Here is a 23,498-nt window from a genome sequence, read left to right as displayed (position 1 = left end):
CCTGAAATGAGCCGCGCAAGCGGCTCATTTTGTATCGGGCGCGTCCATTTCCCCGATCCGTTCGATCAGGGTCCGTGCCTGCAGCGCGGCGACGGCCTCGACAGCCTTGGCTGCCAGGTCACAGCCAATCTCGTCGAAGAGCGCGTCCATGGCCGCGCGTATCTTCTCCAACATCACCATCATGGACTGATACTGGGCCCGGCCGCGCGTCGTCAGGACCAGAACCTTGCGGCGGCTGTCTGTGGCATGCGGGCGTTTGGTAATGAGGCCAAGCTCGATCAGCGCCGCAATCCGCTGGGTCGCGACCTGATGGGGCTGATCCAGCGATGTCGCAATATCAGCCGCGGTTACATCGGGGATTTCCCCGATCATGAGAACCGTCGAGATCGCGCGCGGCGGAATATCAATCCCCGCTGATGACAGCAGGACCTGGCCCTGATCGGCCAGCGTTTCGACCAGCCTCAGCAATTTGTTCGAAACAAATGCACCGCTCAGGGCGTGCGTATCCATGATGTTGCTGTCGCGCATGGCTTGCCTTTATACAATCAATTGTACAATTTGATGTAGAATTTAAACCCGGCGCTCTCACCCGTAAAGGAAAGTCTTACATCATGACCGCAGCGCAGACCGACAAACGCAGCACGATCATCACCCTGCTGACCTTCCTCGTCATCCTCACGATTGTCAGTGCCGTGGCTCACTATGCGATCATCGGCCTGGTGCCGACCTCGCTTTATGTCGGCACACTCATGATGATGCCGACACTGTCGGCCTTCCTGACACTGAAAATCCGCAGCCGAAAAATCTCCCACCTGCCCTGGGCCTGGGGCGACCATGGCGCCAATCGCGCCGGCTATTTCATTCCGGTTCTCTATGTCTCGACAGCCTACGGTATCATCTGGATGACCGGCCTCGGCGGTTTCGGCAATCCCGAAACGGTCAGCGAATGGCGCCAGGCGCTTGGACTGCCCGGGGCCCCGGCTTTTGCCGTGATCGCCCTGATGGTCGTGTTGATGGCTGTGGTGCAATTCATCAAGTCACTGGGCACGATTGCCGGCGAGGAAATCGGCTGGCGCGGATTTTTGGCCTGGGAATTGCGCAAACTCTTTTCCTTCAATGCGACCTGCCTGATCAGCGGCGGCATCTGGGCGGTCTGGCATTACCCGATCATCATCACCTACGGCGGCGGCAACACGCTGTTTCAATTGCTGTGTTTCACGGTGATGATTATCGCCATGACGGTCATCATGACCTATTACACCTTCAAGAGCCGATCAGTGTGGCCCGCGATCATGTTTCATGGCGCCCACAACATCTACATCCAGAAAATCTGTATGCCTTTGACGGTGGAGTCCCCCACAACCACCCTGTGGACGGATGAGTACGGACTCATGATCCCGATCGTGGTGAGCCTGATTGCCATCATTTACTGGCAGCGAGCGCGCAAGGCCGGCCTCTAGCGCAAATGACCCGGCATCACACCGCCCGCCGGGCCGTCCACGCGGCAGACACCGTGGCAATAAAGAGCACGATCGCGCCACCCTGGTGGGCCAGCGACAGCGACAGCGGGACAACCGCCAGGAGCGCTGCAATGCCCAGCGCGATCTGGCCGATCACCAGGGCCGGCAAAATGACCATGAAGGGTTTCAGCGACACCCGCGGCTCACGCCAGATCAGGGCCGCATAGGCAAAGACCGCGATGGCCACCAGATAGCCCATCCAGCGATGGTGCATCTGGACCGCCGCATGGCTCTCGAAGATCGCCGGGAAGAAGCTCATCCCGCCCAGATAGCCTTCGGGGATGAGATCGCCATTCATCAGCGGCCAGGTGTTGTAGATTCGCCCGGCATCCAGGCCCGCCACGAAGGCCCCGAGGATGATCTGCAGGAAGACCAGACCCAGAAGGCCAGCCGTGATCCCGGCCAGACGCCCGCGCCGCAGCGGGGGCGGACCATAGCGGGCCTCCAGCGACATCCAGATCGACACGCCGAGAATGATGAAGGCCATGCCGAGATGGGTGGCGAGCCGGTACTGGCTGACATCGAGCCGGTCAGACAGGCCGCTGGCCACCATCCACCAGCCGATCGCGCCCTGGGCACCGCCCAGGATCAGGAGACCGAACAGGCGCGGCTTGAGCCGGGCGCTGAGGTTCCCGCGCAGCCAGAAAAACACGAAGGGGACGAAATAGACGAGCCCGATCAGGCGGCCCAGCTGGCGATGACCCCATTCCCACCAGTAGATGAATTCGAACTCCTGCAGCGTCATGGCGGAGTTCTGAACCTGGAATTCCGTGGTCTGCTGGTAGAGCGCGAACTCGTCTTCCCAGTCGCTCTGCGTCAGCGGCGGCAGGGCCCCGGATATCGGCTTCCACTCCGTAATCGACAGACCGCTGTCGGTCAGGCGCGTGGTACCGCCGACAAGGATCATCAGGCAGACGAGCGCGGCAACGACGAGCAGCCAGATCGAAACGGCGCGGCTTGTGGTGCTGGTATGATACGACATGGGATCTCCTGACGCGGCTAGGTAACCCATACACACGCCAGCACAAGCCTGCCGCTTCACCCTGACGCGCCGGCATGCTGATATTGCACTCGCAGGACTGGGTCGGACGCGCCATCATGTCGCAACCGGTTCGCGTCAGGGCGACCGCAAAAGCCCGTAAAAGACCGTAAAAGACCCTAAAAGTTCAGGCCGACGAAGGAGACCGAGGTGGATAGCAAGGACGGGACCGTCATCATTCTGGGCGCTGGGCAGGCCGGTGGCCAGTGCGCCGCCTCGCTGCGCCGCCTCGGCTATACCGGCCGCATCGTGCTCTCCGGCGAGGAGGCACACCCGCCCTACCAGCGCCCGCCCCTGTCCAAGACCTATCTCTCCGGCGAAATCGACGAGAGCCGACTGTGGCTGCAGCCACCGGAAACCTGGGCCGAGCAGCAGGTCGAGCTGAGACTGTCCTGCCGGGCCAAGCGCATTGACCGGGACCGCCAGCTGGTCATCTTCGCCGATGGTCGCGAGGAAGCCTATAGCCACCTCGTGCTGGCAACCGGCGCCCGCGTGCGCACCCTGCCCGTTCCCGGTGCCGATCTGGACGGCGTGCGCTATCTGCGCTCGATCGCCGATGTCGACGCGCTGAAGGCCGATTTCGCGCCGGGCAAGCGTATCGCCATCATCGGCGGCGGCTATATCGGCCTGGAAGCCGCCTCGGTGGCGTCCAAGCTGGGCGCCAAGCCTGTCGTTATTGAGGCGATGGACCGGCTGCTGGCCCGCGTCGCCGTGCCCGAAGTCTCCGAGTTTTACCGCGCGGCCCATGACACCCGCGGCGTCTCCATCCGCCTCAACGCACAGGTCGCGGCCCTGAAACCGAAGTCCGGACTGTTCAGCCGCGGCAAGTCCGTCGCCAAGGTCGAGCTGGGCAATGGCGAGACGATTGCCTGTGACAGCGTCCTGGTCGGGATTGGCGTGGTCCCCAACGTGGAGCTCGCCGCGGCCTGCGGCCTGGCGACGGGTAATGGTATCGTGGTTGACGAGGTCTGCCGCACCAATGACCCGGACATCTACGCCATTGGTGACTGCGCCGAGCAGGAGAACTGGCTGACCGGTTCACGGTTGCGCCTCGAAAGCGTGCCCAACGCCCTCGACCAGGGCAAACGCGCCGCGGCGGCGATTTGCGGCGCGGCTGAGCCGAAACCGGAAGTGCCGTGGTTCTGGTCGGACCAGTTTGACCTCAAACTCCAGACCGCCGGCCTGATCGGCGCCCAGGACACCACGATCACCCGGGCCGGGGAGGACGAGACCCCGCGCAGCTTCTTCCATCTCGCCGACGGCGTCCTCATTGCCGCCGACTGCATCAACGACCCGCAGAGCTTCATGGCCGCCAAGATGATGATCCAGAAACGCGCCAGGCCGGACCCGGCCGCGCTGGCGGACCCGGATGTGGCGATGAAGGATGTGATGAAGGCGGCCCAGGCCACGGCCTGACCTTGCAGGCACCAGAGGCCGCGATCGGGATGATCGATGAGAACGTCAGGCAAGTGAGGAATGGTCGGAGCGGCGAGATTCGAACTCGCGACCCCCGGTCCCCCAGACCGGTGCGCTAACCGGGCTGCGCCACGCTCCGACACTCACTTGCTGGACAGGCAGGCCCGTCCAATGGGGAAGTCGCTTATAGGGGGAGGTTTGCCGCTCCGCAACAGGCCTGTCAGCGGCTTCTGCAACCCGCTGGCACGGGCCCCGGCCGTCAGGGTTCGAGGGCGGCTTTCAGCTTGGCTTGGGCGGTTTCGAGGTCGGCGAGAATATCCGCCAGCTGGCGCTTTGGCCCGTCGGCCGGTCGCGGACGGGACGGGCTGGCGGCAGCCGGGCCTTCCCGGTCACTTGCATCGAGCGCCAGCACATCCGCAGTCGCCGGCGCCGCGGCCCGGGTCTCACGCGGTTCGTCGCCCATTCCGCCACCGCTCGCGCCGAGCTCCATGACGGCGGCAATGCCGTGATCCTTGAAGTATTTGCGGGCGCCCTTGATCGTATAGCCATCTTCGTAGAGGAGACGCTTCACGCCGCGCAGCAATTGCAGGTCCTGGGGACGATAGAAACGGCGGCCACCGGCGCGCTTGAGCGGGCTGATCTGGGCGAACTTGCTCTCCCAGAAACGCAGGACATGCGCCTGGATATCAAGCTCTTCGGCAGCCTCGCTGATGGTGCGGAAGGCGTCTGCAGACTTGTTGGTGACCGACATGCGCTGCTCGCATCAGTCCGCGGGTCCGCCCTAATCCTTGGACAGAGCCGAGTCGACGCGCTCCTTGAGAACTTGCGACGGTTTGAACACCAGAACGCGGCGCGCCTCAATCGGCACTTCCACGCCGGTCTTCGGGTTACGCCCGACACGGCCACGCTTGTCCCTCAGGAGGAAGGAGCCGAACGACGACAATTTGACCGACTCGCCCCGGGCCAGCGTGTCCGAGATCATTCCAAGAACGGATTGAACAAGATCCGCCGATTCCTGACGGGAGAGGCCGACCTCCCGGTAAACAGATTCTGCCAGATCAGCGCGCGTCAAGGTTTTATCGGACATAGGCATCCCCAGATAGAGAACGCCAAGCTACGCCCCCAAAGCGGGTCAGGTCAACGCCAAGGTCTTGGATAAGTGCAAGAAACCGCGAAATATAATAATCAGAACCGGGCCAGGGCCGCGCCCCAGGTGAATCCGCCACCCAAAGCTTCCATCAAAACCAGGTCGCCCCGCTTGATCCGCCCGTCCTGCACAGCGCGGTCAAAAGCCAGCGGGACCGAGGCTGCCGAGGTGTTGCCATGGTCGGCCACGGTCGAGATGACTTTCTCGGTCGGGATCGACAGGCGGCGCGCCACGCCTTCGAGAATGCGCTGATTGGCCTGGTGCGGCACGAACCAGTCAACCTCGTCGATGGTCACGCCCGAGCGGGTCGCAATCGTTGTCATCGACTCGGCGATATTGGTGATGGCGTGCCGGAAAACCTGGTTTCCGACCATGCGCAGATGCCCGACCGTACCGGTCGAGGACGGGCCACCATCGACATGGAGCAGGTCCTTGAAACGGCCATCCGAGCGCAGATAGGTGCCCAGGATGCCGGATTGTTTACCGCTCGCTGCCGGCTCCTCGGCCTGCAGCACCATGGCCCCGGCCCCGTCACCGAACAGCACGCAGGTCGAGCGGTCAGTCCAGTCGAGCAGTCGCGACATGGTCTCGGCCCCGACCACCAGCGCGGTCCGGGCCTGACCGCGGGCGATCATGTTGTCGGCCATGGCGAGGGCATAGACGAAGCCCGTGCACACGGCCTGGACGTCAAAGGCCGCGCCCTTGGTCGCGCCGAGGCGGGCCTGCAGCATGGTCCCGACAGAGGGGAAGGTGAAATCCGGCGTCGTGGTGGCGACCACGATCAGGTCGAGATCCTCGCCGGTCAGACCGGCATCTTCGAGCGCGCGACGGGCGGCCCGCTCGGCGAGATCACAGGTGGTGACACCCTCACCGGCGATATGGCGCTGACGGATCCCGGTACGCTCGCGGATCCAGCTGTCGCTGGTATCCACCATGGCGGAAATCTCGTCATTGGTCAGGATCCGCTCGGGCAGATAGGAGCCGATACCGGCAATACGCGCACTCAGATCCGTCATGAGACTGCTGCGACTTCCTGTTCTTCAAAACTGGCGAACTTGTCGAGATTGGCCCGGATCTGGGCCAGGAAATCGCTTTGCGCCATGACATAGGCGAGGCCCAGCGCCGAGGCGAAGCCCTCCCCGTCGGCGCCGCCATGCGACTTGACGACAATGCCCTTGAGGCCGAGCAGGACGCCGCCATTGATGTAGCGCGGGTCCATGCGCTGGCGCAGGCGATCGAGGGCACCGAGCGACAGCAGGCCGGCGGCCAGCTTGGCGATCAGCGAGCTGGTCAGCGCCTCGCGCACCCAGCCCGCCACAAGGCGCGCCGTGCCTTCGGCGGTCTTCAGCGCGATATTGCCGGTAAAGCCGTCGGTCACCACCACATCAATGCCGCCGGCGGAAATGTCATTGCCCTCGATGAAGCCCTGATAGGCCATGTCGAGGCCGGACTGGCGGATCAGCTGATCGGCCTCGCGCACCGTATCATTGCCCTTGAGCTCTTCCTGGCCGACATTGAGCAGGCCGACAGTCGGCGCAGTGCCGCCAAAGACAGCCCGATGATAGGCCTCGCCCATGATGGCGAATTCGACGAGCTGGGTCGCCCCGCACTGGACATTGGCCCCGACATCGAGAACCACCGTATGCCCTTTCGGCGTTGGCCAGTTGGCCGAGATCGCCGGACGGTGAACGCCCTTCTTCATGCGCAGGATGACCTTGGAAATCGCCATCAGCGCACCGGTATTGCCCGACGACACGATGGCCCCGGCCTCACCCGACTTGACGCTCTGGATCGCATTCCACATCGACGATCCGCGGGCGCGGCGCACCGCCTCGCTCGGCTTGTCGGTCATCTGGACCAGCGTATCCGTGTGCCGAAGCTCACAGACCGCGGCGACCTTGGGGTGTTTGGCGAGAAGTGGCCCCAGCAGGGCCTCGTCGCCGTGAAGGATGTAGGTCGCCTTGCGGTCGGGCCAGCGCTTGAGCGCCTGCCCGATACCCTCGACGACCGCCTCGGGTCCGAGATCGCCGCCCATGGCGTCGACCGAAATCGTGGGGATGCCTGTCATGAGATGCGGTGCCATGTCCCTCGCAGGGGCGCTGAGCGCCCGAAAGCCCGCGGAACTTAGACCATGACTCTGGCAATGCAAGGCAGCAAGGCGGCGATCAGCCTGCCTTGAAAACCGGAGCCTCGCCTTTCAGGAGGGCTGCCCCGCCCTGTGCCTGCAGCCCGCCAAGCACCGAGTTGACGTATAGGGCAAGGGCTGGCGCGCGGGCGTCATCGGCCTCGGCATTGAACACGTTGCGGGCGAGCACGGTCTGCAATTCGTCGTCTCCGTCGGTCGCCGTCGCCTTCTGCAGCGCCTCGGCGCGACCGTAAAAGCCCTCGGCCATGAAGCGGATTTTCTTGCCGACGCCCGAATCTCCCACCCCCATCTCGCGCATGGCGGCGTCAAAATCGTCGAACATGGTGTCGAACAGGGCCTGGCTGAGCGCCTTGGCCTCCTCGGTTTCAAGCGCTTGCAATTGCAAAACGACCAGCGCCACATGCAGGATCACCATCTCGAACCGGCCCTCGACCGTGTCCGGGACGCCCAGCTCTGCATAAAGGTGCGGCGACCGCGCCGCCGCCACGACATGCCGGTACAGCGCGTCTGCGCGGGCTTTCTCCGGCTTGCGACCGAAAAGTCCGTTCAACATGCGATCCGCTCTCCCAAGAATTGGCGCTTGAAGCTAAGCTCGCCCTTGGTTAGGTCAAGACAGGGCCACACGCGTCATCACGTCGCGCGGGGCCGACCCCATCTCGCAGGAGTTCCTGATGAAGCGTCGCGTTAGCCTTACTGTTCTGATTGCCGCCTGCGCGATTGGCGCCTCGGCCTGCAATCCGGTGCTGCGCTCGCATGGCTATCGCTACACCACCCAGGACGTCCCCACCATCGTGGTGGCCGAGGACACCGAGACCACCGTGCTGTCGCGTCTGGGCAATCCCTCGACCCGCGGCACCTTCGAAGACAACACCTGGTATTACATCTCGGCGACCCGCGAGAGCCTGGCCTATCTCCGGCCGCAAATCCGCGACCGCCGCATCATCGCCGTCACCTTCAATGAAGACGGCGTGGTCAGCGATGTCTCCGAATACGGCCTGGAAGATGGCCGTGTGGTGGCCTATGCGAACCGTGAGACCCCGACCCGCGGTCGCGAGCTGACCCTGCTCGAGCAATTGCTCGGCAATGTCGGCCGCCTGCCGACCGAGCAGTTCGGCGGCGAGCAGAACCTGCCCGGCGGTGCCGGTGGCCCGCGTCGCGACCAGTAGGTCAGCGCCAAGCCTTTCCTCTCCTCTCATTTACCCGGAAGCGCGCGGTGCCATCCGGGAAAATGTGTTTGGGTTTGTGGGGGGAGGTGACGCAAGCTTGTCGCTTCTTTTCCTACCCATTTCATCGGGAGGTCGCGCGCCCGAAGGGTGGGACGGAGGGGTGACGCCGAAGGCGGCATGGGCCTTCCTCGCCCGCCCCATCCTCGCTTGCGCTCGGACCCCATCGACCCTCCTTCGTCAAGGCTCCTGAGCGCCACTTCTCCACGTTGTGGGGAAGAAACGTGGGAGTTTATCCCCCACCCATCACGCTCATAACCGTCATCCCGGCACAGGTCAGGCCCCACTCTCGCAGGCCCGATTTCGCCAAGCATGGCAACAACTTGCGTCGCGGTCCGGGTCCCGGCCTGGGCCGGGATGACGGTGGTTGTCGCGGGGATAGGGATAATACTTGTCCGCCCCCCATTTCACCCGACCCATAATCCACCCGTTCCCGCGCCACTCGAGGCTCGGACCGGTTATCCGGGGGTGCGGGGATGGCGGAGCGCATCCGGTTAGGTGGAGTTGACCACCGCCAGACCCGGTGCGGCCATCGGCAGGACTCGCGGCACAACGATTGACCGCCCTGATCCTGCAGATTTCGATTCGGGGGCTGGAAGGCAACCCGGGAAATCTCCGCGTGCGGGATGCTTGTCTGGGCTACCGTTACAAATCAGCGCTTTATCGGCTCCGGCCGGTATCCCGCACACCCTCTTCTGCCAAAACGCCAGGCGACGCCGTCGTGGCGCCCGTCAACGCGTGCCCGTTTGAATGAAAAGGAGACATCATGCGCAAACGCAGGCATGCGCGCCGCCGCAGGCTGCGCGATCAACGACCGGAAATGGCACCGAAGGCGCTCGCATCACCGGCGAGGGAGGAGGACGATTTTGACGATCCGGATGACTACCCGATCTGGGAGCGCGACCAGGTCATGGAGGATTATGTGGCCATCATGTTCGCCCGCGAGACCGGCGCCCCCCTGCCAGAACATCGCCACCCTCTGTCATGGGCCTTCACCCACCGACCGGAAGCGCACGAAAGGGTCATACCCTGCGAGGACAGTCTGATCTGGCGCGCCTGCCAGGCCGCTTATGTCGACGCGGAAAACAGATGGCAAAGTCGCTGCGAGGTCTTGCGCAAAAGAAAGAGCTCCGGCCGTTGGCCGGAGCTCTCGGACAGTCTTGATGATGCCTGCGACTAGTGAGCCAGGAAGGCCAGCAGGAGCAAGGCCACGATATTCGTGATCTTGATCATCGGATTGACGGCCGGGCCGGCGGTGTCCTTGTAGGGATCACCGACGGTGTCACCGGTCACGGAGGCCTTGTGGGCTTCCGATCCCTTGCCACCGTGATGGCCGTCTTCGATATACTTCTTGGCATTGTCCCAGGCACCGCCGCCGACGGTCATGGAGACCGCGACGAAGAGGCCGTTGACGATGACACCGAGCAGCATCGCCCCGACCGCTGCCAGGGCTTGCGCCTGGCCGGCGATCAGATTGATCGCGAAGTAGAGCACGATCGGCGACAGCACCGGCAGCAGCGAGGGAACGATCATCTCGCGGATCGCTGCCTTGGTCAGGATGTCCACGGCGCGGCCGTAATCCGGCTTCGCCTTGTACTCCATGATCCCGGGGATTTCCCGGAACTGACGCCGCACTTCGGCCACCACGGCGGTTGCCGCACGGCCGACCGCCATCATCGACATGCCGCCGAACAGGTAAGGCAGCAAGCCACCGAACAGGAGGCCGACGATGACATAGGGGTTTTCCAGCGAGAAGTCGGGCTGGATCCCGAGCAGGTGCTCGACATCGGTGGTATAGGCCGCAAACAGGACCAGGGCGCCGAGGCCGGCAGAGCCGATCGCATAGCCCTTGGTGACTGCCTTGGTGGTGTTACCCACGGCGTCCAGCGTGTCGGTCGTATTGCGCACGCTTTCGTCCAGGCCCGCCATTTCAGCGATACCGCCAGCATTGTCGGTGACCGGACCGAAGGCATCGAGGGCCACGATCAGACCGGCCAGGGCCAGCATGGTCGTCACCGAGATGGCAATCCCGAACAGGCCCGCGAGGGTGTAGGTGCCCAGGATGCCGCCAATGATGATCAGCGCCGGCAGGGCTGTCGATTCCAGCGAGACCGCGAGGCCCTGGATGACATTGGTGCCGTGTCCGGACTCCGAAGCCAGGGCAACCGAGCGTACCGGACGGAATTCGGTGCCGGTGTAGTATTCGGTGACCCAGATGATGGCCGCGGTGACGATCAGGCCGATAATGCCGGACCAGAACAGGTTCATCCCGGTGATCATCTTGCCGTTGACCTCGGCGATATCGCCCATGCCGATGGTGTAGCTGGTGACCAGCCACAGGGCGCCGATCGACAGCACACCGGCCACGATGAGGCCCTTGTAGAGCGCGCCCATCACATTGGTGCCCTTGCCCAGGCTGACGAAGAAGGTGCCGATGATCGAGGTCACGATGCAAGCCGCTGCAATCATCAGCGGGTAGAGCACCATCTCGCTTGCCAGGCCGCCGGTGAAGAAGATTGCGGCGAGCACCATGGTGGCGACAACGGTCACCGCATAGGTCTCGAACAGGTCGGCCGCCATGCCGGCACAGTCACCGACATTGTCGCCGACATTGTCGGCGATGGTCGCGGCATTGCGGGGATCGTCCTCCGGGATACCGGCTTCGATCTTGCCGACCATGTCGCCGCCGACATCCGCACCCTTGGTGAAGATACCGCCGCCGAGACGGGCGAAGATCGAGATCAGCGAGGCGCCGAAGCCGAGCGCAACCAGCGAGTCGATGATGATCCGGCCGCTGTCGTCGCTACCGAGAACAAAGCCCATCGGCCCGGTCAGGATCCAGTAATAGCCCGCCACGCCCAGCAGCGCGAGACCGGCCACAAGCATGCCGGTAATGGCTCCGGAACGGAAGGCAACCGCCAGCCCCGCCGCGAGGCTCGTGCTGGCCGCCTGGGTCGTGCGCACATTGGCGCGAACCGAGACCAGCATGCCGATGAAGCCGGCCGCCCCGGACAGGACCGCCCCGATCGCAAAGCCGAGCGCAACCTGCCAGCCGAGGAAAACCGCGAGCAGGACACAGACGGCAACGCCGACGATGGCAATGGTGGTGTATTGACGTTTGAGGTAGGCGTTCGCGCCTTCCTGGATGGCCGATGCGATCTCCTGCATCTTCTCGGTGCCCGCACTCGCCGACATCAACCGCTGGGTCTGAACGACCCCGTAGATGATGGCGAGAACAGCGGCCGCAATGGCCAATAAAAGCATGTTCATGGATTCCAGCCCCGTTTGTTCACTTCGTTATGGTCTCGGAAGGAATACGGGAAAGCATGCACGTGTGACCACGCCGACCTTAGACACCTCCCCCGCTATTCTTCTTGTTCTTGGGAAGGACTATGCCCAATGGTTTGGGGCGGTGCAATACGCACTCTTTAACAAGTCAAAACATTAACTTGCTGCACTGCAATATAGTTTGATCAACGGAACAGGCGGATGTCCGCCTGGCGAATCTCCACACGGTCGATCGCCTGCGCTCCGTAGTGCTCGATGAGCGCTGCCCGCCAGACATCGACGGCCCGCCCGGCGTCGAGATCGGTCCCTTCGGCATTGGACACAGAATTGCGGAAAGCCGCCCGCACCGCAGCATCAAGCGCGTAGTGGGCGTCCTCGCGAACGCTCCAGATATTCTGTCCGTCGGCCACCCGGACGCGAATCTGGACATAGGCATAGCCGGTCAGATGGCCGTCTCTCTGCAGCGGCGCCACCACCGTCGGAATGGTGAAAGAGCGGGGATCCTCCTCCTCCTCAGCCTCGGCGGCGTCCTCCTCTTCCGAGCCGGCCCGATTGAAGAGCGTCAGGATGCGATTGCCCCCACCACTATCGCCGGCCCCGTGTGCGGGCTCGGGCGGTGGCGAGACCAAGGCAAAAGCCGGCACCGGCGCCAGCAAAACCGCGACAGCCCAAACCGGCAAAGCAAACAGATAGCGCATGACAGCCTCTCAATCGCCTCGGAGACTGACAGGATTGCCTCAAAAATGCGTAAATCCGGTCCGCACCGTCTCGAGACGGGTGCCATCGGCCCGGCGGGCGAGAATGCCGGAACCGGCTTCGACCCGACCGATCCGCGTCAGCTCGAGCGCCAGGTCCCGACCGATCGCGGCGATCGCTGCGCGTTGCGTCGGGGGCGCCGTGAACAGGAGCTCGTAGTCATCGCCGCCGGACATGAGCCGCTCCAGCGCCCCGCCAGCGGCGAGCCAGCCGGCAGCCGCCGGTGAGACCGGGACCGTATCAACGTCGAGAACCAGTCGGCACCGACTCGCCGCGGCGATGTGACCCGCATCGGCCAACAGCCCGTCGGAGATGTCGACCGCACTGGTCGCGACCCCGCGCAGGGCCTGACCCAGCCCGAGCCGCGGCTCCGGCGCCTCATAAGCCCGGCGGCAGGCTGTGGGCATGGTGACGTCACCCCGTGCGACCTCGAGACCGAGCGTGGCGTCACCGATCATCCCGGAAACCCAGACATCCTCGCCCACGCTGGCCCCGGCGCGCCGCAGCGCCGTGCCGACCGGAAGCGATCCGACCAATGTCAGGCTGATGGTCAACGGTCCGGGCGTTGCGGTCGTGTCACCGCCAACCAGCACGAGACCGAACCGCGCCTGCTCATGCGCCAGCCCGTCAACAAACGCGCTCCGCCAGGCATCCGGCAAAGCGGCCGGCCAGGACAGGGCGGAGAGATAGGCGCGCGGTGTCGCCCCCATCGCTGCAAGATCGGAGAGATTGCTGCGCAGGGCGCGGCTGGCAATAACAGCCGGGGCGTCGGTTTCGAGAAAGTGGACCCCGGCAATCAGGGTGTCACACGCCAACACGAACTCTTCGCAAGGGCCATGGGAGAGCAGCGCGGCATCGTCAGCCAGGTCGAGACCGGCGGGATCGCCCTCCATCAACGGCAGGAGCCGTTTGCGGATGAAGTCGAACTCGCCGTCCCCGGCCATCGCCTAGAATTCGTCCGGGCGGGCGTCACGGGCGCAGCGATCGAAGGCTGCGTTGATGAATTTAGGCTCGGAGCCTTCAAAGAACGCGTTGGCGATATCGATATATTCGTCGATCACCACACGGGCCGGCACGTCCTTGCGGTAGAGGAGCTCGAAGCCGCCAACCCGCAGGATGGCCCGAACCGTCGCGTCGAGACGCTCAAGGCGCCAGTTGTCGGCCAGCAGGGCATCCATGGCGGGATCCACCTCGGCCTGCCTTTCGACGACACCGGCGACAAGGCTTTCGAAGAAGTCCTCATCGGCGGCAACGAACTCGGCGCCCTCGCCCTCGGCTCCGAAGCGGTGATCCCGGAACTCCCGGATGACCGCCGTGGCGCCAAGGCCGCCGATTTCCATCTGATAGAGTGCCTGGACGGCACAGAGACGGGCAGCACGACGCAGGCGGGCGCGGCTTTCAGACGGGTTTTCCTTGCTGGCAGTGGCCATGCTCATGCGCTCCTGAAGCGGTTACGCAGCTCGATCAGCATCATCGCTGCATTCGCCGCATCTGCGCCTTTATTCTTGTCGACCGCGCGTTTCAACGCCTGGGCGCGGTTCTCGACCGTCAGGATACCATTTCCGACCGGAATCGCACGCAGGTTCAGATCCATGATCCCCCGCGCTGATTCCCCGCAGACATAATCATAGTGGCTGGTCTCACCGCGAATGACGCAGCCGAGGGCAATATAGCCGTCATAGCCGGCGCCGGCCTTTTCGGCCTGGGCGATCGTGCCGGGAATTTCCAGGGCGCCGGGAACCTCGACGATGTCAAAGGCACAGCCCTTGGCCTCGACGGCCTCGCGAGCCCCCTTGATCAGGGCGTCGGCAATGTCGCGGTAGAAAGTGCCCGCAATGATGAGATATTTCGGCGCGCTCATGCGTCACCCTCCGGAAAATGCCGCTCCTCGCGGATCGAAAGACCATACCCCTCAAGCCCGACGATTGTCTGCGGCTTGGTGGTCAGAAGGACCATGTCACGCACACCGAGATCCAGCAGGATCTGCGCGCCGACACCGTATTCGCGCAGACGCCGCGCTTCGCGCTCGTCCTGCGGCAGGACCGGGTGGGCCCCCAGCCTCTCCATGATAGCGGTATGCGAGGTTTCGCGGATGAAGACCATCACGGCCGGCCCGTCTGCCTTGGAAATCGCACGAATACCCGCCTCGACCAAGGCGCCACGCGGCCCGCTCTCATGCAGCACGTCGTCAACGAAGCTGACCTTGTGCATCCGGACCGTGGTCGGCGAGTCGCCATTCGGCTCCCCTTTGACCAGGGCTACATGCTCGGACCCGTCCAGCGTGTTGCGGAAGACGAAGAGCTTGAACGGCCCGCCAAGCTGCGAGGTGAATTCGCTTTCGATCCGGCGCTCGATGAAGCGATCATTCTGGCGGCGATAGGCAATGAGGTCAGCAATCGTGCCGATCTTCAGCCCGTGCAACTGGGCAAAGGCGATCAGGTCCGGCAGACGGGCCATTGACCCGTCCTCGTTCATGATCTCGCAGATCACGCCGGCCGAGCCGGCACCGGCGAGCCGGGCCACGTCGACGGACGCTTCGGTATGACCGGCACGCGCCAGCACGCCGCCATCCCGCGCGACCAGCGGGAAAATGTGACCCGGTGTCGCAATGTCCTCCGCGCCCTTGGACGGATCTGTCGCAACTTCAATGGTACGGGCGCGATCATGAGCCGAGATACCGGTCGTCACGCCCTCAAGCGCCTCGATCGAGGTGGTGAAGGCCGTCTGGTGCCGCGAGCGGTTCTCGGTCGACATCAGCTTGAGGCCGAGCTGATCGGTGCGCTCCCGGGTCAAGGCCAGACAGATCAGGCCGCGACCATGCTTGGCCATGAAATTGACAGCGTCCGGAGTCGCGAACTTGGCCGGTATGACCAGGTCGCCCTCATTCTCGCGGTCTTCGGCGTCGACGAGGATGAACATGCGCCCATTGCGCGCATCCTCGATAACGTCCTCGATGGGGGAAAGTGGGATGTCGCTCACGCGCGTCTCCAAAATCAGGTCGGCGAGAATTCGCTCAGACGCGCGGCGTAGCGTGCCATGAGGTCAACCTCAAGATTGACGTGCGCGCCAATTTGCAGCGCGCCAAGCGTCGTGACGTCGGCAGTATGCGGGATGATCATCAGATCGAACGTGTCGCGGCTCGCCTCGTTCACCGTGAGCGAGACGCCGTCGACGGTGATCGAGCCCTTCTTGGCAATGAACTTGTTGAGCGCCACGGGAGGCCGGACGGTCAGGACAATCCAGTCGCCCTCGAGGCGGCGGTCAACCAGCTCGCCGACGCCATCGACATGCCCGGTGACCAGATGGCCGCCCAACTCCTCGCCGATCGCCAGTGCGCGCTCGAGATTGACCGCGTCGCCCTCACGCCAAGAACCCAGCGTGGTCAGCCGCAGCGTTTCCGGGGAGACTTCAACAGCGAACCAGGCGCCCTCGCCCTCCGGCCCCTTGTCGACAACGGTCAGGCAAGCGCCCGCATGAGCAATCGAGGCCCCCAGTGTGATCGTGTCAGGATCGTAGGCGGCTTCAATCTCGAAGCGACGAACGCCCTCACCGCTGATCTGGCGGATCCGCCCCTTGGCCGTAACAATACCGGTAAACATCAACGCACCCGCTCATAGCTTTCTTGCAGATCAGCGCCCCGTTCAATGACGCCGGTGCGCCTGAAAATGGGGGCCTCGCCCAGTGTCTCAAGGCCCAGAGCTGCGAGAACCGGCAAACCGTCCCCGCCGAGCACGATTGGCGCGCGAAACCATTCAATCTGATCCACCAGCCCGACCCGGATCGCAGACGCTGCAATCTGCGCCCCGGCCTCGATCATCACGCGCCCATGGCCGGCCATGGCGCGGGACAGATCACGATGGGGCACCAGGGTCACAGAACGATCCCCCCCTTTGAACACGGCGGCATTCCCGGGCGTGCGTCCACTGCTGTCCATGATGATGATATCCGGCTGACGCTCACACCCACCCTCGGGCCGCGCTGTCAGTTTGGGGTCATCTGCGAGAATGGTCCCGATCCCGGTCAGAATGGCATCATGCGCCGCCCGCATCCGGTGAACGACTGCCCGGCTCTGCGGTCCGGTAATCCATTGGGAGGCCCCGTTGGAAAGCGCGATCTTTCCATCGAGCGAGGTCGCCAGCTTCAGCGTGACACGCGGTCTGCCCGCGCCGGTCATCCGTCGTCGTCTTCGCGCGCCCCGAAATGCGCACTCAGCGCTTCATCGGTGATGAACTCGCGGAAATCCTCGACCTTGTGGAAGTCCTTGTAAACCGATGCATATCGGACATAGGCCACAGCATCGAGGTTCTTCAGGCCTTCCATGACCAGCTCACCGACCCGGTCGGACGTCACATCCGTCTCCCCGGTCGATTCGAGCCGCCGGACGATCCCGGAAATCATCTGGTCGATCCGGTCCGGTTCGATGTTGCGCTTCTGCATCGCCAGCTGGATGGACCGGTTCAGCTTGTCCCGGTCAAAGGGCACCCGACGCCCGGATTTCTTCAACACCGTGAGTTCACGCAACTGCACACGCTCAAACGTTGTGAAGCGTGCCGCACAGGACGGGCACTGACGACGGCGACGAATGGAATTCCCGTCCTCGGCCGGACGGGAATCTTTCACCTGGGTATCGGGATGACCGCAGAAAGGACAACGCATGCCGGTATCTTAGGCCAGTTCGGGATAGATGGGGAAGCGCGCGGTTAGCGCCTTCACCGTCTCGCGGACCTCGGCTTCGACCTCGGCATTGCCCTCGGGATGATCGACCAGCGAGTCGAGCACCTTGACCATCAGTTCACCGACCAGCGTGAACTCGGCCTCGCCGAACCCGCGCGTGGTGGCGGCCGGCGAGCCGACCCGGAGACCGGACGTAACGGTCGGCTTTTCGGGATCAAACGGCACGCCATTCTTGTTGCAGGTGATATAGGCGCGCTCCAGCGCTTCCTCGGCCACATTGCCCTTCAGGCCTTTGGGTCGCAGATCGACGAGAGCGAGGTGACTGTCTGTGCCACCGGAAACAATGGCATAGCCGCCATCCGTGATCGCCTTGGACATGGCCTGGCAGTTGATGACGACCTGTTTGACGTAATCCTTGAACTCAGGCCGGAGGGCTTCACCGAAGGCGACGGCCTTGCCGGCGATGACATGCATCAGCGGGCCACCTTGCAGGCCGGGGAAGATCGCCGAATTGAACTTCTTGCCGAGTTCGATGTCGTTGGACAGGATCATGCCGCCGCGGGGACCTCGCAGCGTCTTGTGCGTGGTCGTGGTGCAGACATGGGCGTGCGGCACCGGACTCGGGTAGACGCCACCGGCAACCAGCCCGGCTACATGGGCCATGTCGACCAGCAGATAGGCTCCCACTTCATCGGCAATCTTGCGGAACTCGGCGAAATCGATTTCACGCGGATAGGCGGAACCACCGGCGATGATCAATTGCGGACGGACTTCATGAGCCTTGGCGCGAACGACATCATAGTCGATCCGGGCATCGCTCTCGCGCACGCCATAGCTTTCAGCCTTGAACCACTTGCCGGACATGTTCGGCCGTGCACCATGGGTCAGGTGTCCCCCCGCATCGAGGGACATGCCGAGAATCGTGTCACCCGGCTTCAAAAGCGCCAGAAAGACACCCTGGTTGGCCTGGCTTCCGGAATTCGGCTGGACGTTGGCATAGGCCGCGCCAAACAAGGCCTTGGCCCGTTCGATGGCGAGGGTCTCCACGACATCGACATGCTCGCAGCCGCCATAATAGCGGCGACCGGGATAACCCTCGGCATACTTGTTGGTGAGCGGTGAGCCTTGCGCCTCAAGGACAGCCCGCGACACGATGTTTTCCGACGCAATGAGCTCGATCTGGCTCTGTTGACGCTGGATTTCCTCGTGAATGGCGTGTGCCACTTCGCGATCACTGTCGACGATCGAGCGCGTGAAAAACGCGCGTTCGTTGCCGGTTTCGGTTTGGCTGTCAGGCATCCCACATCCTCATGTATTGCGACCCGTTTGATAAGGCGCTGCTCCGACCGGGGCAAGCCGACAATTGGCACCTCTGCAGGTGACGCCGCGGTCTGGCTTATTACAAGGTTTATTACGGGAACTCTGACTGCGCTGCCGATCGCGAAATATATTCAACATTCCAGACTTGAACTGAATATCAACTCATAATATCGATCCACCATTGAAATAATCAATGCAGTCACCATTTGTGACGACAGGAAGTCAGCGTTTTACGGAAAGGCTCGCCTCATGGCCGATGACATTTACCCCGAGATCGACAAAGAAGAATTGCTGCGAATGACGACTGACGTTGTCGCCTCCTACCTCTCGCACAACTCCGTGCCGGCCGATAATGTCCCTGATCTGATCAGATCAGTTCATGCGACGATGAAGGAAGTCACGGAATCGGAAGTGAAACCGGAGCCGAAGACGAAGCCGGCGGTCGCTGTGTCCAAATCGGTCGCCGACGACTACATCGTTTGCCTAGAAGACGGCAAGAAGCTGAAGATGCTGAAGCGTTATCTGCGCTCGCAATACAACATGTCGCCTGACGACTACCGCCGCAAATGGAACCTGCCGTCGGATTATCCGATGGTGGCTCCGGCCTATTCCCGCAAGCGCTCGCAGTTTGCCAAGGATATCGGTCTCGGCCGCGGCAAGAAGGACGGCTAAGGCCGGCCGGGCTCCGGCTAGACCTGAATACCGCGACGGCCGGGCCCTGTGTCCGGCCGTTTCTCGTTGGAGGCGGCACGTTTCTGCTTCCATGCGAGCTTGGCGCGCGCCAAGTCATCAATGCTTGAGCGCGACGTGTTGGCGGGGACTTGGAACACGACCTCCTCTGCCGTCACCCCGTCAATGGCAGCGACGCGCAGGGCGTTTCCAACTCTCTGGATTTCGACGAAAATTTCGCCGGACATCGGGCTACCTCGGCATCAGGGCGCCGCAGGTCAGGCCCGGGCCACCCCGGTCTGCTCACTCGCCCGTTCCCAGACATCATCCAGCGCCTCGGCGAGTTGGTCAAACATCACGTCGGTGTGCAGGGGGGTCGGCGTGATCCGGAGGCGCTCCGTGCCGCGCGGTACCGTCGGATAATTGATCGGCTGGACGTAAATCCCGTGATCTTCCAGAAGCATGTCCGAAATGCGTTTACAAAGGACCGGATCACCGACCTTGACCGGAACGATGTGGGTCTCGGACGGCATGACCGGGAAACCGGCATCCGCCAGCTTGGCCTTGAGCGTCGCCGCCCGTTCCTGGTGCTTTTCGCGCAGGTGATGCGCGGCCTTGAGATACTCGACACTGGCGCGCGCGCCGGCAGCCAGGGCCGGCGGCAGTGCGGTCGTGAAAATGAAACCCGGTGCCAGCGAACGAATGGCATCGATGATCGCGCCATCGGCCGCAATATAACCACCCATCACGCCAAAGGCCTTGCCGAGCGTGCCCTCGATGATGTCGATCCGGTCCATGAGGCCTTCACGTTCGGCAATGCCCGCGCCCCGCAGGCCGTAAAGCCCGACCGCATGGACCTCATCGAGATAGGTCAGTGCGCCATACTTCTCGGCGAGATCACATACGGCTTCAAGCGGCCCGATATCCCCGTCCATGGAGTAGACAGACTCGAACGCGATAACCTTGGGTGCGTCTTTCGGCGCCGCGGCCAGCAGCTCTTCGAGGTGCTCAACATCATTGTGGCGCCAGATCCGCTTCTCGCAGCGGGCCCCCTTCACGCCTTCAATCATGGAGGCATGGTTGAGCTCGTCGGAAAACATGACCAGGCCCGGCAGGATCTTGCCGAGCGTCGCCAGCGTCGCCTCATTGGCGATATAGCCGGACGTGAAGAGCAGCGCGGCGTCCTTCTGGTGAAGGTCAGCGAGCGAGCGCTCGAGCTCGACGTGATAATGGGTCGTGCCCGAGATATTGCGCGTGCCACCGGCACCGGAACCCACGTCGTCGATCGCCTTTTTCATCGACTCGACGACGCACGGGACCTGCCCCATGCCGAGATAGTCGTTGGAACACCAGACGGTCACATCGCGGACCTTGCCGTCCTCGGCGCGCCAGCGCGCAACCGGGAACTCACCCTTGCGACGAAGAAGGTCGGCAAAGACGCGATATCGCCCTTCCGCTTTCACGCGGCGGACGGCATCCTGAAACGCTGCTTGGTAATCCATGGGGCGGGCCTTTCGAGACGATCTATACATGCCGATCTGACGATGAGTCGACATATAGCGCGTCAACACTCGTCCGTATAATGGACGAAGCGCCGCACCCAACGGATTACACTCAGTTCAAGAAAACACAGCCCTACATCCGGAAACGGATATGATCGGCCCAGAAGCGTTCGATCCGTGCCAGCGCCGTATTGATGCCGGGAAGCTGGTCGACATCGACGCCGCCAACCGGGTTCAGGGAGCTGCCCTGCCGGTCAAACAGCTTGTTGAGATGAGCGCACACGGCATGACCGCTCTCCGTCAGGCTGACCCGCACGGAGCGCCGATCGACCGCTGAGCGCTCGTGGCGGATATAACCGGCATCGACAAGCTTTTTGAGATTGTAGGAGACGTTGGAGCCGAGATAGTGGCCGCGAGTCCGCAACTCGCCGGCCGTCAGTTCCTGGTCGCCGATATTGAACAGGAGCAGCGCCTGGACACTGTTGAGGTCGTCCAGACCCTCACGGTCGAGCTCATCCTTGACCACATCAAGCAATTGCCGGTGAAGACGTTCCACCAGTTGAAGAAGCTCAAGATAATCGGAACTCGGCACCGCTTCCGGTGCCACGCTTTCTGCCATCGCCATCACACACACTCCACCCAATCTTTAATGATCGTTTTTTTGACTTACAGAGCGGATGCTAGCGAGAAAGCCCAAAAATCCCCTTAACAGGCGACGTCAAATTGGAATCACCGGCGTTCCCAGCTTCCGTCGAGAAGCTTGTAGATACCGGAAAAGTCGGACGGACCGCCGCCGAGATTGTCGAACATGGCGTACAGCGCCTCGGCCTGTGCGCCCAGCGGCGTGGTCGCACCGGCGGTCTGGGCCGCGTCCTGCGCCAGCTTGAGATCCTTCAGCATCATCGCCGTCGCAAAACCCGGCTTGTAGCCATTATTGGCTGGCGTCGTCGGGACCGGACCCGGCACCGGACAATAGGACGTCATCGACCAGGACTGGCCGGATGCCTTCGAGGCGATCTCAAAGAAGTTCTGCGCATCGAGGCCAAGCTTTTCGGCCAGGGCGAAGGCCTCGCAGGTCCCGATCATGGTGATCGCCAGCAGCATGTTGTTGCAGATTTTCGCGGCCTGCCCGGCGCCGACATCACCGGCGCGGATCACCGCCTTGCCCATGGCGTCAAGGATCGGCTCGGCCGCCGCGAAATCGTCTTCCGACCCGCCAACCATGAAGGTCAGCGTTCCGCCGGACGCCGCAGCGACCCCACCGGAAACCGGCGCATCAACGAAGCGAAAGCCCCTCTGGACAGCAAGACCGCCAACATGACGGGCGCTGTCGACATCAATCGTCGAGCAATCGAGGAACAGCGTGCCGGGCGCCGCAGCGCCGAAAATCTGTCCTTCGTAGACGGCCCGCACATGCTTGCCAGCCGGCAGCATCGTAACAACGGCGTCAGCGCCGGTGACCGCGTCTTCCGCCGAGGCAGCAGCGACCGCGCCCTGCTCCACCGCATGAGCGACAGCGTCGGCGCTCAAATCAAAGGCATGCACCTCATGACCGCCCTTGATCAGGTTGGCGGCCATGCCGGAGCCCATATTTCCCAGTCCGATGAAAGCGATGCGGGCCATGGTGTTTCTCCCCGTTGATAGTGGTGGTCTTTGTGGCGTCTTGTTGGTGGTCTGTGTGAGCTGTCCGTCAAGCGTCGTCGAGAAAGCTCATCTCATGGGCCTCGTCGAGAGGCGCAAACGCCTTGGCGATATCGCTGTCAGCCGCGACAGGTGACCATTTCGGCGAGTGGTCCTTGTCGATGATCACAGCCCGCACGCCTTCGTAGAAATCCTTGCCGGTGAGGCACCAGCTCGAAACCCGCAAGTCCTGGCGCATCACGTCCTCGAAGGAGAGGTCAGCGCCCTTGCGCAGGCAAGCCAAGGTGAGCTTCAACGCCGTCGGTGACTTGCTGGCGAGAATACTGGCCTGCTTGGCCGACCAGTCGTCTCCCGCTGCCGCGATCCGATCGAGAATGGCCTCGACACTGTCACCGGCAAAGGCGGCATCGATCAGGCCTCGGGTCACAGAGAGGTCGCTGTCACCCGGATCGCCGGAGAATTCCTCCAGCAGGACTTCCAGCGCGTCCTCGCCAGTCAGATCCGCCGTCTCCAGTGCCGCGATGAGCGCTTCGTACTGACCGGACGGGCAGTAATGCGTGGCCAGCCCGGATGCGACACAGTCGGGCGCTTTCAGACGGGCGCCGGTCAGCCCCATCCAGGTGCCGATCTCGCCGGCAAGGCGCGGCAGGAAATAGGCGCCGCCGACATCCGGGTGAAAGCCGATCCCGGTCTCCGGCATAGCGAACATCGTCCGGTCGCCGGCCACCCGGTGCGAGCCGTGCACGGAGACCCCGACACCGCCGCCCATGGTGATGCCGTCGATCAGCGCGACATAGGGTTTGGGATAGTGGTGGATCAGCGTGTTGAGGCGATATTCGTCACGCCAGAACAGCCAGGCCTGATCATCACCGGCCTTGCCGCTGTCATGCAGTTTGAGGATATCCCCGCCGGCACAGAAGCCCTTCTCCCCGGCCCCGTCGACCACAATGGCCTGCACGCCGTCATCCTCGCGCCAAGCCTCCAGCGCCTCGATCATCGACAGGCACATGCCATGGGTCAGCGCATTCAGCGCCTTGGGACGATTGAGCGTGATGCGGCCAACCTGGCCGGTCTTGCGGGCGATGATTTCGGGTTCGTCAGTCATGTGGATTCCTGATGTCCTCGTCGTGTTTGTGATTGGATAAAGCCCAGAGCGC

General features: G+C 63.1%; 26 protein-coding genes, 1 tRNA gene and 1 pseudogene. 5 read left to right on the top strand and 23 right to left on the bottom strand.

All coding sequences use genetic code 11. From position 1 onward, the window contains the following. Positions 1 to 24: 24 nt before the first annotated feature. Positions 25 to 528, bottom strand: a complete 504-nt coding sequence (locus tag AAA969_RS06535) for a MarR family winged helix-turn-helix transcriptional regulator (RefSeq protein ID WP_338244846.1) — start codon at positions 526 to 528, stop codon at positions 25 to 27. Positions 529 to 611: 83 nt separating this feature from the next. Here AAA969_RS06535 and AAA969_RS06530 point away from each other — a divergent pair, with 83 nt between their 5' ends. Then, entirely contained in the window at positions 612 to 1,460 is an 849-nt protein-coding gene (locus AAA969_RS06530; RefSeq protein WP_338244844.1) for a CPBP family intramembrane glutamic endopeptidase, read from the top strand. Positions 1,461 to 1,476: 16 nt separating this feature from the next. Here AAA969_RS06530 and AAA969_RS06525 read toward each other — a convergent pair whose 3' ends face one another. Then, positions 1,477 to 2,502, bottom strand: coding sequence for a COX15/CtaA family protein (locus AAA969_RS06525; RefSeq protein ID WP_338244842.1), 1,026 nt, complete (start codon positions 2,500 to 2,502; stop codon positions 1,477 to 1,479). Between the two features lie 207 nt (positions 2,503 to 2,709). Between AAA969_RS06525 and AAA969_RS06520 the strand changes: the two genes are divergently transcribed. Next, entirely contained in the window at positions 2,710 to 3,975 is a 1,266-nt protein-coding gene (locus AAA969_RS06520; RefSeq protein WP_338244840.1) for an NAD(P)/FAD-dependent oxidoreductase, read from the top strand. Between the two features lie 61 nt (positions 3,976 to 4,036). Here the strand turns inward: AAA969_RS06520 and AAA969_RS06515 are convergent. The 6 genes from AAA969_RS06515 to AAA969_RS06490 form a co-directional block, all read right to left on the bottom strand. Continuing rightward, a tRNA-Pro gene (locus AAA969_RS06515) sits at positions 4,037 to 4,114 on the bottom strand. 120 nt (positions 4,115 to 4,234) lie between these two features. Next, entirely contained in the window at positions 4,235 to 4,726 is a 492-nt protein-coding gene (locus tag AAA969_RS06510) for a MerR family transcriptional regulator (RefSeq protein ID WP_338244838.1), read from the bottom strand. Between the two features lie 30 nt (positions 4,727 to 4,756). Further along, on the bottom strand, positions 4,757 to 5,062 hold the full coding sequence (locus AAA969_RS06505) for an integration host factor subunit alpha (RefSeq protein ID WP_338244836.1): 306 nt from the start codon (positions 5,060 to 5,062) through the stop codon (positions 4,757 to 4,759). A gap of 98 nt (positions 5,063 to 5,160) precedes the next feature. Further along, positions 5,161 to 6,138 carry a beta-ketoacyl-ACP synthase III gene (locus AAA969_RS06500; RefSeq protein ID WP_338244834.1) on the bottom strand — a complete coding sequence of 326 codons (978 nt, stop codon included), beginning with the start codon at positions 6,136 to 6,138 and terminating at the stop codon, positions 5,161 to 5,163. After that, positions 6,135 to 7,190 (bottom strand): phosphate acyltransferase PlsX, encoded by a 1,056-nt coding sequence (gene plsX, locus AAA969_RS06495; RefSeq protein WP_425325037.1) that lies wholly within the window; start codon positions 7,188 to 7,190, stop codon positions 6,135 to 6,137. The genes AAA969_RS06500 and plsX overlap by 4 nt, the downstream gene beginning before the upstream one ends. 97 nt (positions 7,191 to 7,287) lie before the next feature. Continuing rightward, the gene (locus tag AAA969_RS06490) at positions 7,288 to 7,821 is read right to left on the bottom strand and encodes a ubiquinol-cytochrome C chaperone family protein (protein WP_338244830.1); all 534 of its coding nucleotides are present in this window, start codon (positions 7,819 to 7,821) and stop codon (positions 7,288 to 7,290) included. 118 nt (positions 7,822 to 7,939) lie between these two features. On the opposite strand from AAA969_RS06490, the gene AAA969_RS06485 reads away from it, so the two are divergent. Together AAA969_RS06485 and AAA969_RS06480 are read left to right on the top strand one after the other, a co-directional pair. Then, positions 7,940 to 8,434 (top strand): outer membrane protein assembly factor BamE, encoded by a 495-nt coding sequence (locus AAA969_RS06485; RefSeq protein ID WP_338244828.1) that lies wholly within the window; start codon positions 7,940 to 7,942, stop codon positions 8,432 to 8,434. An 823-nt stretch (positions 8,435 to 9,257) separates the two neighbouring features. Continuing rightward, positions 9,258 to 9,671, top strand: a complete 414-nt coding sequence (locus AAA969_RS06480; RefSeq protein WP_338244826.1) for a hypothetical protein — start codon at positions 9,258 to 9,260, stop codon at positions 9,669 to 9,671. On the opposite strand, the gene AAA969_RS06475 is transcribed toward AAA969_RS06480, so the two are convergent. From AAA969_RS06475 to glyA, 10 genes are all read right to left on the bottom strand, one after another. Then, the gene (locus tag AAA969_RS06475; protein ID WP_338244824.1) at positions 9,668 to 11,761 is read right to left on the bottom strand and encodes a sodium-translocating pyrophosphatase; all 2,094 of its coding nucleotides are present in this window, start codon (positions 11,759 to 11,761) and stop codon (positions 9,668 to 9,670) included. The two genes, AAA969_RS06480 and AAA969_RS06475, sit on opposite strands and share 4 nt — an antisense overlap. Positions 11,762 to 11,964: 203 nt before the next feature. Then, entirely contained in the window at positions 11,965 to 12,477 is a 513-nt protein-coding gene (locus tag AAA969_RS06470) for a hypothetical protein (RefSeq protein WP_338244821.1), read from the bottom strand. Between the two features lie 39 nt (positions 12,478 to 12,516). After that, positions 12,517 to 13,479 carry a thiamine-phosphate kinase gene (thiL, locus tag AAA969_RS06465; protein ID WP_338244819.1) on the bottom strand — a complete coding sequence of 321 codons (963 nt, stop codon included), beginning with the start codon at positions 13,477 to 13,479 and terminating at the stop codon, positions 12,517 to 12,519. Positions 13,480 to 13,482: 3 nt separating this feature from the next. After that, positions 13,483 to 13,965, bottom strand: a complete 483-nt coding sequence (gene nusB, locus AAA969_RS06460; RefSeq protein WP_338244817.1) for a transcription antitermination factor NusB — start codon at positions 13,963 to 13,965, stop codon at positions 13,483 to 13,485. Between the two features lie 2 nt (positions 13,966 to 13,967). Continuing rightward, complete coding sequence (gene ribH, locus AAA969_RS06455; RefSeq protein WP_338244815.1) at positions 13,968 to 14,396, bottom strand: 6,7-dimethyl-8-ribityllumazine synthase; 429 nt, start codon at positions 14,394 to 14,396, stop codon at positions 13,968 to 13,970. Next, positions 14,393 to 15,514: a 3,4-dihydroxy-2-butanone-4-phosphate synthase gene (ribB, locus tag AAA969_RS06450; protein WP_338244813.1), complete on the bottom strand. Its 1,122-nt coding sequence runs from the start codon at positions 15,512 to 15,514 to the stop codon at positions 14,393 to 14,395. The genes ribH and ribB overlap by 4 nt, the downstream gene beginning before the upstream one ends. 14 nt (positions 15,515 to 15,528) lie before the next feature. After that, a complete protein-coding gene (locus tag AAA969_RS06445; protein WP_338244811.1) occupies positions 15,529 to 16,134 on the bottom strand; it encodes a riboflavin synthase in 606 nt (201 codons plus the stop codon). Next, positions 16,134 to 16,709, bottom strand: coding sequence for a RibD family protein (locus tag AAA969_RS06440; protein WP_338244808.1), 576 nt, complete (start codon positions 16,707 to 16,709; stop codon positions 16,134 to 16,136). Before AAA969_RS06440 ends, AAA969_RS06445 begins: the two co-directional genes overlap by 1 nt. Continuing rightward, complete coding sequence (nrdR, locus tag AAA969_RS06435) at positions 16,706 to 17,191, bottom strand: transcriptional regulator NrdR (RefSeq protein WP_338244806.1); 486 nt, start codon at positions 17,189 to 17,191, stop codon at positions 16,706 to 16,708. The genes AAA969_RS06440 and nrdR overlap by 4 nt, the downstream gene beginning before the upstream one ends. 9 nt (positions 17,192 to 17,200) lie before the next feature. After that, positions 17,201 to 18,508, bottom strand: a complete 1,308-nt coding sequence (glyA, locus tag AAA969_RS06430; protein WP_338244804.1) for a serine hydroxymethyltransferase — start codon at positions 18,506 to 18,508, stop codon at positions 17,201 to 17,203. 270 nt (positions 18,509 to 18,778) lie between these two features. Here glyA and AAA969_RS06425 point away from each other — a divergent pair, with 270 nt between their 5' ends. Next, positions 18,779 to 19,201 carry a MucR family transcriptional regulator gene (locus tag AAA969_RS06425; RefSeq protein ID WP_338244802.1) on the top strand — a complete coding sequence of 141 codons (423 nt, stop codon included), beginning with the start codon at positions 18,779 to 18,781 and terminating at the stop codon, positions 19,199 to 19,201. A gap of 17 nt (positions 19,202 to 19,218) precedes the next feature. On the opposite strand, the gene AAA969_RS06420 is transcribed toward AAA969_RS06425, so the two are convergent. The 5 genes and pseudogenes from AAA969_RS06420 to AAA969_RS06400 form a co-directional block, all read right to left on the bottom strand. Further along, positions 19,219 to 19,446 (bottom strand): DUF6898 family protein, encoded by a 228-nt coding sequence (locus AAA969_RS06420; protein WP_338244800.1) that lies wholly within the window; start codon positions 19,444 to 19,446, stop codon positions 19,219 to 19,221. 30 nt (positions 19,447 to 19,476) lie between these two features. Beyond that, positions 19,477 to 20,700 carry a 5-aminolevulinate synthase gene (gene hemA / locus AAA969_RS06415; protein WP_338244798.1) on the bottom strand — a complete coding sequence of 408 codons (1,224 nt, stop codon included), beginning with the start codon at positions 20,698 to 20,700 and terminating at the stop codon, positions 19,477 to 19,479. 133 nt (positions 20,701 to 20,833) lie between these two features. Continuing rightward, positions 20,834 to 21,325, bottom strand: coding sequence for a transcriptional regulator LdtR (ldtR, locus tag AAA969_RS06410; RefSeq protein WP_338244797.1), 492 nt, complete (start codon positions 21,323 to 21,325; stop codon positions 20,834 to 20,836). A gap of 104 nt (positions 21,326 to 21,429) precedes the next feature. Continuing rightward, a pseudogene (gene mmsB / locus AAA969_RS06405) lies at positions 21,430 to 22,335 on the bottom strand (3-hydroxyisobutyrate dehydrogenase); the annotation flags it as partial. Positions 22,336 to 22,390: 55 nt separating this feature from the next. Continuing rightward, a complete protein-coding gene (locus AAA969_RS06400) occupies positions 22,391 to 23,446 on the bottom strand; it encodes an enoyl-CoA hydratase/isomerase family protein (RefSeq protein WP_338244795.1) in 1,056 nt (351 codons plus the stop codon). Between the last annotated feature and the right edge of the window lie 52 nt (positions 23,447 to 23,498).

The organism is Maricaulis maris (genome assembly GCF_036322705.1).
Lineage (GTDB): Bacteria > Pseudomonadota > Alphaproteobacteria > Caulobacterales > Maricaulaceae > Maricaulis > Maricaulis maris_B.
The sequence above is the reverse complement of the archived record's forward strand: the minus strand, read 5'-3'. Positions and strand labels throughout refer to the sequence as shown.

Bases quoted from the DNA above. Each gene is read 5' to 3' on its own strand.
- AAA969_RS06470 (WP_338244821.1), bottom strand. From the start codon at position 12,477: ATGCGCTATCTGTTTGCTTTGCCGGTTTGGGCTGTCGCGGTTTTGCTG.
- thiL (WP_338244819.1), bottom strand. From the start codon at position 13,479: ATGGCCGGGGACGGCGAGTTCGACTTCATCCGCAAACGGCTCCTGCCG.
- ribH (WP_338244815.1), bottom strand. From the start codon at position 14,396: ATGAGCGCGCCGAAATATCTCATCATTGCGGGCACTTTCTACCGCGAC.
- AAA969_RS06480 (WP_338244826.1), top strand. From the start codon at position 9,258: ATGCGCAAACGCAGGCATGCGCGCCGCCGCAGGCTGCGCGATCAACGA.
- AAA969_RS06500 (WP_338244834.1), bottom strand. From the start codon at position 6,138: ATGACGGATCTGAGTGCGCGTATTGCCGGTATCGGCTCCTATCTGCCC.
- plsX (WP_425325037.1), bottom strand. From the start codon at position 7,190: ATGACAGGCATCCCCACGATTTCGGTCGACGCCATGGGCGGCGATCTC.
- nrdR (WP_338244806.1), bottom strand. From the start codon at position 17,191: ATGCGTTGTCCTTTCTGCGGTCATCCCGATACCCAGGTGAAAGATTCC.
- AAA969_RS06440 (WP_338244808.1), bottom strand. From the start codon at position 16,709: ATGACCGGCGCGGGCAGACCGCGTGTCACGCTGAAGCTGGCGACCTCG.
- AAA969_RS06485 (WP_338244828.1), top strand. From the start codon at position 7,940: ATGAAGCGTCGCGTTAGCCTTACTGTTCTGATTGCCGCCTGCGCGATT.
- AAA969_RS06490 (WP_338244830.1), bottom strand. From the start codon at position 7,821: ATGTTGAACGGACTTTTCGGTCGCAAGCCGGAGAAAGCCCGCGCAGAC.
- AAA969_RS06505 (WP_338244836.1), bottom strand. From the start codon at position 5,062: ATGTCCGATAAAACCTTGACGCGCGCTGATCTGGCAGAATCTGTTTAC.
- ldtR (WP_338244797.1), bottom strand. From the start codon at position 21,325: ATGGCGATGGCAGAAAGCGTGGCACCGGAAGCGGTGCCGAGTTCCGAT.
- AAA969_RS06525 (WP_338244842.1), bottom strand. From the start codon at position 2,502: ATGTCGTATCATACCAGCACCACAAGCCGCGCCGTTTCGATCTGGCTG.
- AAA969_RS06400 (WP_338244795.1), bottom strand. From the start codon at position 23,446: ATGACTGACGAACCCGAAATCATCGCCCGCAAGACCGGCCAGGTTGGC.
- AAA969_RS06425 (WP_338244802.1), top strand. From the start codon at position 18,779: ATGGCCGATGACATTTACCCCGAGATCGACAAAGAAGAATTGCTGCGA.
- hemA (WP_338244798.1), bottom strand. From the start codon at position 20,700: ATGGATTACCAAGCAGCGTTTCAGGATGCCGTCCGCCGCGTGAAAGCG.
- AAA969_RS06510 (WP_338244838.1), bottom strand. From the start codon at position 4,726: ATGTCGGTCACCAACAAGTCTGCAGACGCCTTCCGCACCATCAGCGAG.
- AAA969_RS06475 (WP_338244824.1), bottom strand. From the start codon at position 11,761: ATGAACATGCTTTTATTGGCCATTGCGGCCGCTGTTCTCGCCATCATC.
- glyA (WP_338244804.1), bottom strand. From the start codon at position 18,508: ATGCCTGACAGCCAAACCGAAACCGGCAACGAACGCGCGTTTTTCACG.
- nusB (WP_338244817.1), bottom strand. From the start codon at position 13,965: ATGGCCACTGCCAGCAAGGAAAACCCGTCTGAAAGCCGCGCCCGCCTG.
- AAA969_RS06420 (WP_338244800.1), bottom strand. From the start codon at position 19,446: ATGTCCGGCGAAATTTTCGTCGAAATCCAGAGAGTTGGAAACGCCCTG.
- AAA969_RS06445 (WP_338244811.1), bottom strand. From the start codon at position 16,134: ATGTTTACCGGTATTGTTACGGCCAAGGGGCGGATCCGCCAGATCAGC.
- AAA969_RS06535 (WP_338244846.1), bottom strand. From the start codon at position 528: ATGCGCGACAGCAACATCATGGATACGCACGCCCTGAGCGGTGCATTT.
- AAA969_RS06530 (WP_338244844.1), top strand. From the start codon at position 612: ATGACCGCAGCGCAGACCGACAAACGCAGCACGATCATCACCCTGCTG.